The organism is Rhodoferax sp. GW821-FHT10B06 (assembly GCF_059415605.1).
Window position 1 is genome coordinate 357047 of sequence record NZ_JBWKNO010000001.1, and the last position, 15788, is coordinate 372834.

10 protein-coding genes are annotated in these 15788 nt (G+C 61.5%); 6 read left to right on the forward strand and 4 right to left on the reverse strand.

Annotated features, from left to right (window positions below; all coding sequences use genetic code 11):
* Window positions 1-85: 85 nt before the first annotated feature.
* From AC07O2_RS01685 to AC07O2_RS01700, 4 genes are all read right to left on the reverse strand, one after another.
* A complete protein-coding gene (locus tag AC07O2_RS01685) occupies window positions 86-775 on the reverse strand; it encodes a hypothetical protein (RefSeq protein ID WP_495074004.1) in 690 nt (229 codons plus the stop codon).
* Window positions 768-1949 (reverse strand): AAA family ATPase, encoded by a 1182-nt coding sequence (locus tag AC07O2_RS01690; protein WP_495074005.1) that lies wholly within the window; start codon window positions 1947-1949, stop codon window positions 768-770. The genes AC07O2_RS01685 and AC07O2_RS01690 overlap by 8 nt, the downstream gene beginning before the upstream one ends.
* Window positions 1950-2088: 139 nt before the next feature.
* A complete protein-coding gene (gene uvrA, locus AC07O2_RS01695) occupies window positions 2089-8001 on the reverse strand; it encodes an excinuclease ABC subunit UvrA (RefSeq protein WP_495074006.1) in 5913 nt (1970 codons plus the stop codon).
* 87 nt (window positions 8002-8088) lie between these two features.
* Window positions 8089-8928 carry an IclR family transcriptional regulator gene (locus tag AC07O2_RS01700; protein ID WP_495074007.1) on the reverse strand — a complete coding sequence of 280 codons (840 nt, stop codon included), beginning with the start codon at window positions 8926-8928 and terminating at the stop codon, window positions 8089-8091.
* A gap of 151 nt (window positions 8929-9079) precedes the next feature.
* Here AC07O2_RS01700 and AC07O2_RS01705 point away from each other — a divergent pair, with 151 nt between their 5' ends.
* The 6 genes from AC07O2_RS01705 (at window position 9080) to AC07O2_RS01730 (ending at window position 15712) form a co-directional block, all read left to right on the forward strand.
* Window positions 9080-9841: an SDR family oxidoreductase gene (locus AC07O2_RS01705; RefSeq protein ID WP_495074008.1), complete on the forward strand. Its 762-nt coding sequence runs from the start codon at window positions 9080-9082 to the stop codon at window positions 9839-9841.
* 40 nt (window positions 9842-9881) lie between these two features.
* Window positions 9882-11405, forward strand: coding sequence for a sugar ABC transporter ATP-binding protein (locus AC07O2_RS01710; RefSeq protein WP_495074009.1), 1524 nt, complete (start codon window positions 9882-9884; stop codon window positions 11403-11405).
* Window positions 11406-11438: 33 nt separating this feature from the next.
* On the forward strand, window positions 11439-12440 hold the full coding sequence (locus tag AC07O2_RS01715) for an ABC transporter permease (protein WP_495074010.1): 1002 nt from the start codon (window positions 11439-11441) through the stop codon (window positions 12438-12440).
* Between the two features lie 109 nt (window positions 12441-12549).
* Window positions 12550-13494, forward strand: a complete 945-nt coding sequence (locus AC07O2_RS01720) for an ABC transporter substrate-binding protein (RefSeq protein ID WP_495074011.1) — start codon at window positions 12550-12552, stop codon at window positions 13492-13494.
* A gap of 66 nt (window positions 13495-13560) precedes the next feature.
* On the forward strand, window positions 13561-14415 hold the full coding sequence (locus AC07O2_RS01725; protein ID WP_495074012.1) for a fumarylacetoacetate hydrolase family protein: 855 nt from the start codon (window positions 13561-13563) through the stop codon (window positions 14413-14415).
* A 1-nt stretch (window position 14416) separates the two neighbouring features.
* Entirely contained in the window at window positions 14417-15712 is a 1296-nt protein-coding gene (locus AC07O2_RS01730; protein ID WP_495074013.1) for an L-fuconate dehydratase, read from the forward strand.
* Window positions 15713-15788: the final 76 nt, after the last annotated feature.

Sequence of the window (15788 nt, forward strand, 5' to 3'; positions counted from 1 at the left end):
CAACCACTTCATACCGTGATCCGATTTAAGACATAACCGGCGGCAGCAAAATAGGGCGCTTTAGACGCTGCGTTCATCACGGAATTCAAGCCACAGCAGCACAGACATCCTGGTGAAACAAATCAGCCTGTCCGCACAACAGACGCACTCGCGGCCATTCCTGGGTAATAACTTGGCTATAGGCAAGGTATTCACTTCGTTTTTTGCGAATACGCGTGGCTTTTGGAAGTATGGACAATGCCTGCTCCATCTCCAGATTGCATTCGATGCCGGCATGAAGCGGATGGTTCTCCGGTAAACATGCTGCGGCCAGCCAAGCCTCACTGGCCTTGGAAGGAATGCACAAAACAGCTTGCGGCCCCGGCGCCGGAATACCAAGCCAGTTAAGCGCCACTATGCGAAGTTGCGCAACGGTATCAGCAGCCGGAGGGCATGGACGAGCACAAGGCAGAACTAACGAACCTGCGGCAGCCCTTGCAAACTCAGGGCCGTAATCGGCGTACTGTTTGTGAGCAACATCGGCATCAAGGTGAAGCACGACCAAATCAAACAACTCCAATTTGGGGTCCGCCATCAAAGTTACATGCCCTCCAGATCGGAAGGAGCTACACCACTTGAAAACACCGCCCCATCCAGTACCGACCTCGGGCTTGGTTGCTTCTGGCTGCAATAGTTGCAGAAGAAATGGCTGCTCCAAAACAGCCTTCAGTGCCGCCTCAATAATGACCAGATCAGTCGCCCCCTCGGCGATCAGCGCGATCCGCAAATCAGACATTCGGCACGGCCCCCAGATTCCCCATCAGCCATAAGCGCGACAAGGGAAAATCCACGTTAAGAGAACGCAAACGGTCGGTAATGATGATCCGGTTGATGCGCGTCTTGCCCTCACTATTACGTTCGACAGCGAACAAGCGCACTTCATCGTCGCTCAAATCGAGCCCATCCAGCACAGCCGGGTTATGCGCCGTAAACAAAAGTTGTCTATCAGCGCCTGATTGAGTCAACCAGTACGACAACTTGGCGGTCAATCGGGTGACAAGACGGGGGTTGAGTGCCTGGTCCAAATTATCAATTGCAAGCAGCCTAGGCGCCGCCGGAGACAGGCATAGCAAAGCGGTAAACAAAACATACAAAGCACCTTCACTCGCGTCATAAGCCGTCAATGTATTGCGACTCTTTTTCATGAACCGATCTGTGAATCGCAACACGTGCTTAGAACGAGGCACCGCAGGTGACAACAACGACCCAGCAGAGTCCGTGGTATCAATATCCGCCACCCAGTCCAATAGCTCCAGCACGCTATCGAGCACGTCTCCAGAGCTATCGGACATGCTTTTTCGGAAGTCTGCAAAAGCTTCTGCCAATCGCCCACCCGAAAGACCCAAAGGATCGCGCGACTGGACATCGGACGTAATGCCACGCAAGGTGGGCGTATTGGGGCAGTAAATAGCGTAATTTTGAAGCACACCAATGAGCCGGGCTGCGGGATTTTCGGAGGCAAGTTCAACCACTTTTAACGCGGCAAGACCTGCGCTTTCCGCCAGATTAGTTCCCGTGCTGCGCACGCCACGCGACACAATAACGTTCGTACCGTCCGACAAAGACTCGGTCTTGAAAGACCATGCGGGATTAGGATTGTCCAGCGGATTGAGCAGTGACACCCGAAACTTGGCCCCATCATCTTCGACAGCGCTTAGCACGATTTGCGGAGGGGTGTTACCCGCTTCAAACGAGGTTTTAAACAGACGAGGCATACCAGCACGAACCCCTCGACGCATCAAGGACTCATCGTCCACCTTGCCGCTAGCCGCTGCACCAAGCACGCCAACCGCCTCAAGAATATTGCTCTTACCAACGCCGTTAGCACCAATAAAGCAATTAACTCGTCCCAGTTCCACAGGCTCAGACGCAATGGATTTGAAGCCGTCGATCTGGATGGTTCGGATCATGAACACACTCCTCTAAATTATTTTTTCACCTGCGGGATTCTAGGGGGTTGAGTCGCCGTCATATCTATATTCACGTGAGAAATAGTCCGCGAGCGCAGGTAAGAACTACGTCATAAGCTACATTTTTTATAGTAAAAATTTAACGCGCCAGCACCGGCTTCAAGGCCACGCCCGTCGCCGTGCCCAGCTTGACGACCTTTTCCGGCGGCGCAGCCGCCACGATGCGGCCGCCGGCGTTGCCGCCGTCCGGGCCCAGGTCGATGATCCAGTCGGACTCGGCGATCACGTCCAGGTCATGCTCGATGACCACCACGCTGTGGCCGCCATCGACCAGGCGGTGCAGCACGCGTATCAGCTTTTCCACATCGGCCATGTGCAGGCCCACGGTGGGTTCGTCCAGCACGTACAGGGTGTGCGGAGCCTTCTGGCCGCGGCGGGTGATGTCGTCGCGTACCTTGGCCAGCTCGGTCACCAGCTTGATGCGCTGGGCTTCTCCGCCGCTCAAGGTCGGCGATGGCTGGCCTATGGTCAGGTAGCCCAGGCCCACGTCCTTCAGCAGCTGCAGCGGATAGGCGATGACGGGCATCACCGCGAAGAAGTCGACAGCTTCGTCCACCTCCATCTGCAGCACGTCGCCAATGCTCTTGCCGCGCCAGGTGACGGTCAGGGTCTCGGGGTTGAAGCGCGCACCATGGCAGGTTTCGCACTTCACCTTCACATCCGGCATGAAGCTCATGGCGATGGTGCGCAGGCCCTGGCCTTCGCAGCTCGGGCAGCGGCCGTCGCCGGTGTTGAACGAGAAGCGCGCTGGGCCGTAGCCACGAGCGCGGGCTTCCAGCGTGTCGGCGAACAGCTTGCGGATGGTGTCCCAGAAGCCGATGTAGGTGGCCGGGCAACTGCGCGGGGTTTTGCCGATGGGCGTCTGGTCCACTTCCAGCACGCGGTCGATGGCGGCAAAGCCGGCCACATCCGCACAACCCAGCCAGGCGGGGCGCTGGCCGGCGGCCCAGCTGTCGCGCCCGGCCTTGGTACTGCGCTGGACCACGGCGGTCTGCACATTGGCCAGCAGCACGTCGCGCGCCAGCGTCGATTTGCCCGAGCCGCTGACGCCGGTGACAGCCACCAGGCGCTTGAGCGGAATCTGCACGCTGACGTTCTGCAGGTTGTGCATGGTGGCGCCGCTGACGGTCAGCCACTGCAGCGGCTCGGCGATGGCCACGGCCTCGGTGGCGGCGTCTGCTGCAGCCTTCTTCTTAGCTGCGGCCTTGGTCTTGGCCGTGGGTACTTCGTAGGGCAGATCGGCCACCGGTACCGCCACGGCAGCCGGGTCGAACGCCTCCACCACGCGCCGCGCCTTCAAGGGATGGCGCATGGCGTGCAGCAGGTAGCGGCCGGTCACGGATTCGCTGGCATCGGAAATATCGGCCACCTTGCCCTGCGCCACCAGCCGACCACCACGCTTGCCGGCGCTGGGGCCGATGTCGATGATGTGGTCGGCGCGGCGGATGGTGTCTTCGTCGTGTTCCACCACCACCAGGGTGTTGCCCTTGCTGCTCAGGCTGTGCAGCGCGTTCAGCAGGATGTGGTTGTCGCGCGCATGCAGGCCGATGGTCGGCTCGTCGAGGATGTAGCAGACGCCTTGCAGATTGCTGCCCAGCTGGGCCGCCAGGCGGATGCGCTGGGCCTCGCCGCCGCTGAGGGTGGGGGCACCACGGTCCAGCGTCAGATAGCCCAGGCCCACTTCTTCCAGAAACTCTAGGCGGCTCTGGATCTCGGGCACCAGGTCGCGGGCGATGTCGGTTTCGCGCTGGCTCATTTCACCGGCAACCTGCAGCGACTGCACCCACTGGCGGATGTCGGTCACGCTGAGGCGCGCCAGGTCGGTGATGCCGACGTTGGCAAAGCGCACGGCCCGGGCCGTGGCGTTCAGACGCGTGCCCTGGCAGGTCGGGCAGGCCACGTCGTGCAGGTCTTCGACTTCGGGCTCGGCAAAGGTCTGCTCGCGGCCGCCCTGGTCGTCGGCGCGCACCGAGTCGTCGAACACGGCACGCTGGTCCTTGGTCAGCTTCACGCCCGTGCCCACGCAGTCGGGGCACCAGCCGTGCTTGCTGTTGTAGCTGAACAAACGCGGGTCCAGCTCGACGTAGCTGGTGCTGCACACCGGGCAGGCGCGCTTGCTGGAGAACACCATTACTTTGCCGATATGGGCGGTTGGCAGGCCGTCGGCCATGGCTTCCTTCAGGCCGTCGATGCCGACCAGCACATGGACCACGCCCTTGCCATGTTCCAGCGCGGTGGCCAGGCCTTCGCGCAGCCGGGCCTCGTTGCCGGGGCCGACGTCCAGGCTCAGCACCGGCAACTCTACCGTGTGCTCCTTGAAGCGGTCGATGCGCGGGAAGCCCGTGGTCGGCAGAAAGTCGCCGTCCACCCGCAGGTGGCTGTAGCCGCGCGGCCGTGCCCAATCGGCCAGCTCGGTGTAGACGCCCTTGCGGTTGATGACCAGCGGCGCCAGCAGGCCGATGTGCTGGCCCCGGAAGGTTTTCAGCAGCTGGGCGGCGATGCTGTCCGGCGTTTGCGGCTGTACCGCCGCACCGTCTTTCACGCAATGCTGTATGCCCAGCTTCACGTAGAGCAGGCGCAGGAAGTGCCAGACCTCGGTGGTTGTGCCCACGGTGGACTTGCGACCGCCACGGCTGAGGCGCTGCTCGATGGCCACGGTCGGCGGAATGCCGTAGACCGCGTCCACCTCGGGCCGGCCCGCGGGTTGCACGATGCTGCGCGCATAGGCGTTCAGCGACTCCAGGTAGCGGCGCTGGCCTTCGTTGAACAAGATGTCGAAGGCCAGCGTGGACTTGCCGGAGCCGCTGACGCCGGTGACCACATTGAACTGGCCGCGCGGAATGTCCACGCTCAGCGACTTCAGGTTGTGCTCCTTGGCGTTGACGATCTGGATCGCATTCGGCGGCACTACGCGCGCCGCCTGCTTCGCCAGCCAGGCCGGCGTCTTTTCTTTCACCACCTGGGCACCGGTGCCCAGCGTCGACTCGTACTCGCGCAGCGCGGCACCGGTATGGGAGGTGGCGTGCAGGCGCACTTCTTCGGGCATGCCCTGGGCGACCACCAGGCCGCCGCCGTAACCGCCCTCCGGCCCCATATCGATCAGCCAGTCGCTGGCGCGGATCACGTCCAGGTTGTGCTCGATCACCACCATGGAATGCCCGGCGTCCAGCAGCTTGCGCAGCGCGCGCATCAGCTTGGCGATGTCGTCAAAGTGCAGGCCGGTGGTCGGCTCGTCGAACAGGAACAGCGTGCCCTTCTTGGCGACCGGCTGCCGGCCATTGCTTTTCGCCGCCTCGGCCAAAAAGCCGGCCAGCTTCAGGCGCTGGGCCTCGCCACCGCTCAATGTGGGCACTGGCTGGCCCAGCTTCACGTATTCCAGGCCTACATCCACAATCGGCTGCAGCGCACGTATGACGTCGCGGTCACCTTCAAAAATAATAGCAGCCTCGGCCACTGTCAGGTCCAGGACGTCGGCCACGTTCAGCTGGACCAGGCGGGCATCGGCCACGGCGCGGCGCTCTATCGTCACCTCCAGAATCTCAGGCCGGTAGCGCTTGCCATCGCAGTCCGGGCAGCGCAGGTACACGTCGCTGAGGAACTGCATTTCCACATGCTCGAAGCCCGAGCCGCCGCAGGTAGGGCAACGCCCGTCGCCGCTGTTGAAGCTGAACTTGCTGGCGGTGTAGCCGCGCTGGCGCGACAGCGCGGCGTTGGCAAAAATCTCGCGGATGGCATCCCAGGCACCCACATAGCTGGCGGGGTTGGAGCGCGCGGTCTTGCCGATGGGCGACTGGTCCACAAACACCACTTCGCTGAGGTAGTCGGCGCCCAGCAGGCGGTCGTGCAGGCCCGGGGTTTCGGTGGCCTTGCCAAAGTGGCGCATCAGCGCCGGGGCCAGCACGTCCTGGATCAGCGTGGACTTGCCCGAGCCGCTGACGCCGGTGATACACACCAGGCGCTGCAGCGGGAATTCGACCGACACGTTCTGCAGATTGTTTTGCCGCGCGCCTTCCAGCACCAGGCGCGGCGTGGCGTCGGTCACCAGCTTCTTGAAGCCCATGCCTATGGTCTTGCGGCCACCCAGGTAGGCGCCGGTCAAGGTGTTGGCGTGGCGCAGGTCGTCTGTCGTACCGTCGAAGACGATTTGCCCACCGCGCGCGCCGGGGCCCGGGCCCATATCTATCATGCGGTCGGCCGCCAGCATCACCGCCGGGTCGTGCTCGACCACCACCAGGGTGTTGCCGGCATCGCGCAGGCGCTGCATGGCCTCGATGATGCGGTGCATGTCGCGCGGGTGCAGACCGATGCTGGGCTCGTCCAGCACGAACAAGGTGTTCACCAGCGAGGTACCCAGCGCCGTGGTCAGGTTGATGCGCTGTACCTCGCCGCCGCTGAGGGTACGGCTTTGCCGGTCCAGCGTCAGGTAGCCGATGCCTACGTCGCAGAGGTATTTGAGGCGGGTGGTGATTTCATCGAGCAACAGCTTCAGCGCCTGCTCGTCACCACTTTGGCTGCTGCGCTCGGTATGCATTCCCAGGATGCGCTCGGCCTGCAGGTCGAAGAAGCGGCGCAGCCGGTCTATCGGTAGCAGCATCAGGTCGTGCAGGCACAGGCCGGGCAAGGCCTCCAGCTGGGCGCGGCTCCAGGACACGCCCTGGGGCAGATGGCGCTTGGCGGGGTCTAACACCGCATTCGCATCCTCCACACTGCCCAGGCGCCACAGCAGGCTCTCGGTCTTCAGCCGGGCGCCCGCGCAGGCAGAGCAGGTGGTGTAGCTGCGGTACTTGGACAGCAGCACCCGGATGTGCATTTTGTAGGACTTGGTTTCCAGGTATTCGAAGAAGCGCTTCACGCCGAACCAGTGCTGGTTCCACTTGCCGTTCCAGTTGGGTGACCCGTTGATCACCCAGTGCTGGTGCTCGGGCGTGAGCTTGTAATACGGCGTGTCGCGCGGGATGCCGGCCGCCTCGGCGTGGCGCATCAGGTCGTCCTGGCATTCCTGCCAGGCGGGGGTCTGCATGGGCTTGATGGCGCCGGAGCGCAGGGTCAGCTTGTCGTTCGGGATCACCAGGCCGTAATCCACGCCGATCACGCGGCCAAAGCCCTTGCAGGTCTCGCAGGCGCCCACCGGCGAGTTGAAGGAGAACATCGACGGAATCGGGTCGGTGTAGCGCACATCGCTCTCGGCGCAGTGCAGGCCGGTGGAGAACTTCCACAGCTGAGGTTCAGCGCCCTCCTCGGCCGGCAGCACATACACATTCAGCCGGCCGCCGCCACGCTTGATGGCCACCTCAATCGCTTCCAGCGCACGGGACTTTTCGGCACCAGCAATGCGAAAACGGTCGGCCACCACGTCCAGCACCTTGCGGGTGGCCGGGGCCACGGCCTTCTTGCTGGGTTTGGCGGGCGTGGCAGGCGCCTCCACCGCCACTTCACGCTCGGCCTGCACGCGGGTGAAACCGCTGGCCGACAGCCATTGGGCAACTTCTTCGGCCGTTGTATTGCCGGGCAGCTCCACCGGGAAAGTGAGTACCAACCGGGGGTCTTGTGCCGCCGCCGCGCGCTCGCACAGCTCGGCGTAAATGCTCTCCGACGTGTCATGCCGCACCGGCAGCGCGGTGACGCGGTCGAACAGGTTGCCAGCGCGGGCGAACAACAGCTTCAAATGGTCGTTCAGCTCAGTCATCGTGCCGACGGTGGAGCGGCTGGAACGCACCGGGTTGGTCTGGTCGATGGCGATCGCCGGGGGCACGCCCTCGACCTTGTCCACGGCCGGCTTGTCCATACGGTCCAGGAACTGGCGCGCATAGGCCGAGAAGGTCTCTACATAGCGGCGCTGCCCCTCGGCGAACAAGGTATCGAACACCAGGCTGGACTTGCCTGACCCGCTGGGCCCCGTGACCACCGTGAGTTCACCGGTGCGGATGTCCAGGTCGATGTTCTTCAGATTGTGCTGGCGCGCACCGCGAATGCGGATGGTTCCCTGGGTCATAAGTGGGTGCTCGGATGGGTAAGGCGGACCATTGTAGGGAGCGCCCGACACGCAGCGAGACCAGGGGTTATTGCCTTAAAAAACCCACTAACGCACCATGCCCTGGGTGAACGACAAGGCCTGGGCGGCCTCGCGCAAATATTCGCGCACATCATCCAGACCAGGGCCTACGTGGCGGTCGATTCGGCGGATGTACGGACATGTCAGCGTGGCCAGCGCGGTGTGGTCAGGCCCCAGGATAGGGAAAGAAATATCCACCACGCCGAAGGACTGGGCGCTTTCGCGCTCCAGATAGCCCCGTTCGCGGATGGCAGCCAAGGTCTGCGCCAGGTTGTCCGCAGAGATGGGCACCTCTCCATCCAACGGAGTATGCTCGGCCAGCATGGCCTTGAAACGTCCCTCGTCCGCGTAGGCCAGCAGCAAATGGCCGGAAGCCGTGTCCAGCAGGCCCACGCGCGCGCCGCGCTGCACGGCAAAGCTCCAGCCGCTGGGACTGTTGATTTGCGCGCTGATGAGCACATTGCCCCGGTCGTACACCCCCATGTGGCAAGACTGCTCGGCGCGGCGGGTGAAGTCGTCCATGATGGGCAAGGCCTGGTTGATCAGACGGCTTAGCGGCGGGTGCATGTTCGCCAGGGCAAACAGTTTCAGGCTCAGGGCGTAACGGTCGCCCGAGGGCGTGCGCATCACGTACTGGCGCACGACCAGCCGCTCCAGCATGCGGTAAATCTCACTGGCACTGCGGTCCATTTCTTTCACGATTTCAGCGCGCGTGAGACCATGCGGCTGGGTAGCCAGCAACTCCAGAATATCCAGGCCCTTGTCCAGTGCGGGCGCGCGGTAGCGCTCGTCGGCGCCCGGGCCTGCATCTGGGACTTCTTCGACTTTGGGACGGCGGCCGCGGGGTTTGCTTGCTGTGGCGGACATGGGGTGATCTTTACATGGGCTGACGGTTTTTATAGCAGACGCCACAAGCCCTAGGGAAACTACCAGGGCTGCCGAGGCGTAACATGCCTATCATTATTCTTCATATATGAATTGTTTGTTCATATTTGAATTAAATAAAATGGAGCGAAAAATGGGTCAAGGCAGACTGCAAGGCAAAACCGTGCTGATTACCGCAGCAGCGCAAGGCATAGGGCGTGCCAGTGCTCTGGCGTGTGCGGCCGAGGGCGCCCGCGTGATTGCCACGGACATCAACCAGGCCCTGCTGGACAGCCTGGCAGCCGAACACAGCAGCATCCAGATAGAACTGCTGGACGTACGCAGCGATGCCGCCGTGACCGCGCTGGCCGCCCGCACACCGCCGCTGGACGCCCTGTTCAACTGCGCCGGTATGGTGGCCAATGGCAGCATGCTGGAATGCACCGAAGCCGACTGGGACCTGAGCTTCGACCTGAATGTGAAGAGCATGTTCCGCATGACGCGCGCCTTTCTGCCTGCCATGCTGGCCAAGGCCGAAGCCACACAGGGCAGCGTGTCCATCATCAACATGGCTTCCATGGCGTCCAGCATCAAGGGCTTTGCCAACCGCTGCGCCTATGGCACCACCAAGGCGGCAGTGATCGGCCTCACCAAATCACTGGCAGCCGACTATGTGAAAGCCGGTTTGCGCGCCAATGCACTCTGCCCCGGCACGGTGGACACGCCGTCGCTGCGCGGTCGGATCGCCAGCGCAGCCGACCCGGTACAGGCCGAAAAAGACTTTGTAGCCCGCCAGCCCATGGGGCGCTTGGCCAGCGTGGACGACATCACGCCCACGGTGGTCTACCTGGCCAGCGATGAATCGCGCTTCGTCACAGGGCAAACCCTGCTGGTAGATGGCGGCGTAACCATTTAAATCGGGTGTCTACACCCTCGGCCACGCAGCAAGGCATACCGTGACACCTCTGGTTTCCGTCAACAATCTCAGCAAATCCTTCCCGGGGGTCAAGGCACTGGACAATGTGCGCTTCGACCTGCTGGCGGGTGAAGTGCATGCCCTGATGGGAGAAAACGGCGCGGGCAAATCCACGCTGATGAAAATTCTGGCCGGCGTTTACAGCAAGGACAGCGGTGAAATGCTGCTGGACGGCAAGCCGGTAGACATACAGAGCCCGGCACACGCGCAATCTCTGGCGATTGGCATCATCCACCAGGAGCTGCACCTGATGGGCCACCTGACCGCCGCACAAAACATCTACCTGGGCCGCGAACCGCGCAAGGCTGCCGGACTTTTCCTGGACGAGAACAAGCTCAACCAGGATACGCAAGCGCTGTTCAGCCGTATGAACCTGGCGCTGGCACCGACCACACCGATTGGCGAGCTGACGGTGGCCAAACAGCAAATGGTGGAGATTGCCAAGGCGCTATCCCATAAATCGCGCGTGCTGATCATGGACGAGCCCACCGCCGCACTGAACAATGCGGAGATTGACGAGCTGTTCCGCATCATCCGCCAGCTCAAAAGCGAGGGCGTGGGCATTGTCTATATCTCGCACAAGATGGACGAGATCCAGCGCATCGCCGACCGCATCACCGTGATGCGCGACGGCACATATATCAACACTGTGCCCGCGGCCACCCCCATGTCGCAGGTGATCGCCATGATGGTCGGCCGCAACCTCGAGCAAGCCGAAAAAAGCATCCCCGATACCAGCGCCAACGAGGTGCTGCTGGATGTGCGCGGCCTGAACCGTGGCCGGGTAATACGCGATGTGAGCTTCAACGTGCGCCGCGGAGAAATCGTCGGCTTCGCCGGCCTCATGGGTGCCGGGCGCACCGAGGTCGCCCGCGCGGTGTTTGGCGCAGACCCCATCGATTCGGGCGAGGTGCGGGTGCGCGGCCAAGCCATCCGCCTGAACTCGCCGGAAGACGGGGTACAGGCCGGCATTGGCTATTTGTCCGAAGACCGCAAGCACTTTGGCTTGGCCACCGGCATGGACGTAGCCGCCAACATCACCCTGCCCAGCCTGCGCCGCTGGCTGAAATGGGGCGTATTTCTCAACCAGTCGGCCATCCGCAGCATTTCACAGCAGATGGTCGAGAAGCTGCGCATCAAAACCCCGTCCATCACACAAACCGCCAAGCTGCTATCGGGCGGCAACCAACAGAAGGTGGTGATCGCCAAATGGCTGGTGCAAGACTGCGAAATACTGATTTTTGACGAACCCACGCGCGGCATCGATGTAGGCGCCAAAAGCGAAATTTACAAGCTGCTCAACGAGCTGGCAGCCCAGGGCCGCGCGATTGTGGTGATCTCCAGCGAGCTACCCGAGGTGCTGCTACTGAGCCACCGTGTGCTGGTGATGTGCGAGGGCCGCATTACCGGCGAAGTACGCGGTGACGAGGCCACCCAGGAAAGCCTGATGGCACTGGCCACAAGACGCGAGACGGATGCCAGCGCCCAAGCCGTATTGCACTGACCAACCACCGATTCATAAAAACCAGGTCCATCCATGTCTGAACCCACTTCCTCTGCATCCTGGTTGGCACGCCTCACGGGCGGACAAGCCAAACAAAAGCTGCTGGCGTTTGCCAGCCTGATTGCACTGCTGGCCATCTTCACGGCCCTCAAACCCGATGCCTTCATGACGCAGGACAACATCATCGGGATTCTGCAGTCCACCACGGTCATTGGGGTGCTGGCCATCGCCAGCACGTTCATCATCATTACCTCGGGCATCGACCTGTCGGTCGGCGTGCTGATGACCTTTTGCGCCGTGATGGCCGGCATATTTCTGGTCAACCTGGGCATGCCCCTACCGCTGGGCATTCTGTGCGCTCTGGCCATGGGCGCCTTATCAGGCTGTATTTCAGGTCTGGCCATCACCAAGCTCAAAGTGCCTCCTTTTATTGCCACGCTGGGCATGATGATGCTGCTCAAAGGCGTGTCGCTGATCATCACCCACACCCGCCCCATCTACTTCAATGATGTGGAGGGTTTTGACCAGATCGCGCTGGGCTCGCTGATCGGCGACCTGATCCCCAGCCTGCCGATTCCGAATGGCGTGTTGATCATGTTTCTGGTGGCAATCGTGTGCGCCGTGATACTGAACAAGACCGCCCTGGGCCGCTACACCTTTGCCCTGGGCAGCAACGAAGAAGCCGTACGTTTGTCCGGCGTGAATGTGGACCGCTGGAAGGTCATCATCTACACGTTCAGTGGCGGTATCTGCGGGATTGCCGGCCTGCTGATTGCATCCCGCCTCAACTCGGCGCAACCCGCGCTGGGCCAAGGCTATGAACTGGATGCAATTGCTGCCGTTGTAATTGGCGGCACCTCGCTCAGCGGTGGTGTGGGCACGATTCTGGGCACCATCATCGGCGCCTTCATCATGAGCGTGCTCATCAATGGCTTGCGCATCATGTCGGTCGCCCAGGAATGGCAGATGGTGCTGACTGGACTGATCATCATTTTGGCCGTCTACACCGATAACCTGCGGCGCAACAAGAAATAAGGAGATTGCCCGACACCCACCACCGACCTTACGCCCGGCTTGTACTGGACACCGTTTCGTTTCGCTTCATTCATTTTTACAACCACACCGTTCCATCAGGAGACAAACCATGAACGCAAAGAGAAAACTGCTCGCATTGACCGCTGGCTTGGCATTGGCTGGCTTCAGCAGCTTCGCATCGGCCCAGGAAATCTACATCCCCCTGATCTCCAAGGGCTTCCAGCACCAGTTCTGGCAAGCAGTCAAACAGGGCGCAGACCAGGCCGGCAAGGATTACAAGGTGAAGGTCACCTTCGAAGGCCCGGAAACAGAGCAACAGGTGGACAAGCAAATCGACATGCTGTCTGCCGCACTGGCCAAGAAGCCAGCAGCCATTGGTTTTGCCGCACTGGACAGTAAGGCCGCCATTCCATTGCTGAAAAAGGCCCAGGCTGCCAAGATTCCGGTGATCGCATTTGACTCGGGAGTCGACAGCGACATCGCGCTGACCACGGCACAGACCGACAGCAAAGCCGCTGCGGCGCTGGCGGCCGACAAGATGGCCGAAAAGATTGGCGGCGAAGGCGAAGTCGCCGTGATTGGCCACGACCAGACCAGCACCACCGGCACCGGCCGACGCGACGGTTTTGTGGACCAGATCAAGGCCAAGTACCCCAAGATCAAAGTAGTGGACATCCAGTACGGCGGTGGCGACCACCTCAAGTCGGCTGAAATCGCCAAGACATTGCTGCAAGCCCATCCCCAGCTGAAGGGCATCTTCGGCACCAACGAAGGTTCGGCCATCGGTGCCGGCAAGGGCCTGAAAGAGGCCAAGAAAACCGGCGTGATCATCATCGGCTTTGACTCGGGCAAGGCCCAGAAAGACATGATCAACGACGGCACCATCGCTGGCGCCATCACGCAAAACCCGGTGGGTATTGGCTACAAGACGGTGGAAGCAGCCGTGAAGGCGCTCAAGGGCGAGAAGCTGCCGAAGATCATCGACACCGGCTTCTACTACTACGACAAGAGCAATATGAAAGACGCCAAGATCGCGGCCGTTCTTTACGATTGATTCGTCTGTGGGCAAGCGGATGCGGGGGCATCCCTTGCCCATTTTTTTGACTGCAAAGGAAGCACAGTGAAACTTTTACGCTACGGATTGCCAGGCCAGGAAAAGCCTGGCGTATTGGACAGCCAAGGCCGTGTGCGCGATCTGTCGGGCGTGATCGCCGATGTCGCAGATGCAGCCTTGCTGCCCGAAAGCCTGGCGCGTCTACGTGGCGTGAACCTGGACAGCCTGCCCTTGGTAGCGGGTATGCCCCAAAAAGACCTACGCCTGGGCCCCTGCGTGGGCAGCGTAGGCAAGTTCATATGCATTGGCCTGAACTACTCAGACCATGCAGCCGAAAGCGGCATGCAAGTACCACCGGAACCCGTGGTATTCAACAAATGGACCAGCGCCATCGTCGGACCGAATGACCAGGTGGAGATTCCGCGCGGCTCGGTCAAGACAGATTGGGAAGTCGAGCTGGGCGTCGTCATAGGCCAAGGCGGTCGCTACATCAGCGCAGCGGATGCCCTGTCGCACGTGGCCGGCTATTGCGTGGTCAACGACGTGTCCGAGCGCGAATACCAACTGGACCGCAGCGGCACCTGGGACAAAGGCAAAGGTTGCGACACCTTCGGCCCCATCGGCCCCTGGTTGGTCACAGCAGATGAAGTACCTGACCCACAGGCCCTGAAGATGTGGCTGGAAGTGGACGGCAAGCGCTACCAGAACGGCAGCACATCGACCATGGTCTACGGCGTGCAGTTTTTGATTGCCTACCTGAGTCGCTTCATGAGTCTGCAGCCCGGCGACGTGATTTCCACGGGCACCCCACCCGGCGTAGGCATGGGGCAGAAGCCTCCCGTGTATCTACGCGCTGGGCAATCCATCCACCTGGGCATTGATGGCCTGGGCACCCAAACACAAGTCACCGTACAAGCCTGACATGAGCAAAGTCACCAATCTGCGCGTCCTGGACGTGCGCTTCCCCACCTCGCAACACCTGGATGGCTCCGATGCCATGAATCCGGACCCGGACTATTCCGCGGCCTATGTGATTCTGGAAACCGACCAACCCGGCCTGGAAGGCCACGGCCTGACCTTCACCATTGGCCGTGGTAACGAAATCTGCTGCGCCGCCATTGAGGCCATGCGGCATCTGGTGGTGGGCCTGGACATGGACTGGGTCGCCGAGGACATGGGCCGCTTCTGGCGCTACATCACCTCCGACAGCCAGCTGCGCTGGATTGGCCCGGACAAGGGCGCCATCCACCTGGCCACCGGTGCCGTGGTCAACGCGGTCTGGGACCTGTGGGCCAAGCAAGAAGGCGTGCCGGTATGGAAACTGGTCTCGCGCATGAGTCCCGAGGAGTTGGTCAAACTGATCGACTTCCGCTACATCACCGACTGCATCACACCCGAAGAAGCGCTGACGCTGTTGAAGAAACAAGCTGAGGGCAAGGAAGAACGCTGGGCCACGCTGGAGCGTGAAGGTTACCCCTGCTACACCACCTCGGCCGGCTGGCTGGGCTATGACGATGACAAGCTGCGCCGCCTGTGCAAAGAGGCCACCGACGCAGGCTTCAACCACATCAAGCTGAAAGTAGGCCGCGACAAGGCCGACGACATTCGCCGCCTGCGTATTGCCCGCGAAGCGCTGGGACCAGACCGCCACCTGATGATTGACGCCAACCAGGTCTGGGAAGTCAATCAGGCCGTGGAATGGGTACGCGAACTGGCATTTGCCAAACCCTGGTTCATTGAAGAGCCGACCAGCCCAGACGACATCGAAGGCCACCGCGTGATCCGCGAAGGCGTGCACCCGGTCAAGGTCGCCACCGGCGAGATGTGCCAGAACCGCGTCATCTTCAAGCAGCTCATCATGCGCGGCGCCATCGACGTGGTACAGATCGACTCCTGCCGCCTGGGCGGTGTGAACGAAATCCTGGCCGTGATGTTGATGGCGGCCAAGTACAACTTGCCAGTGTGCCCACACGCAGGTGGCGTAGGCCTGTGTGAATACGTGCAGCACCTGTCCATGATCGACTACCTGTGTATCGCCGGCACCCGCGAAGGACGTGTCATCGAGTATGTAGACCATCTGCACGAGCACTTCCTGGAGCCCTGCGTGATCCAGAACGCAGCCTATATGCCACCCCAGGCGCCAGGCTTCTCCATCGAGATGAAGGCAGCCTCGTTACAAGAGTACCAATTCAAGCCCAAGGCCCGCACCACGGCCTGATGCAGCGCAATGCCTGCCGCAGCCAAAGCCCACAAGCAAGGGACCACGGCAGCGGCCCAACGACAACTGGATAAAG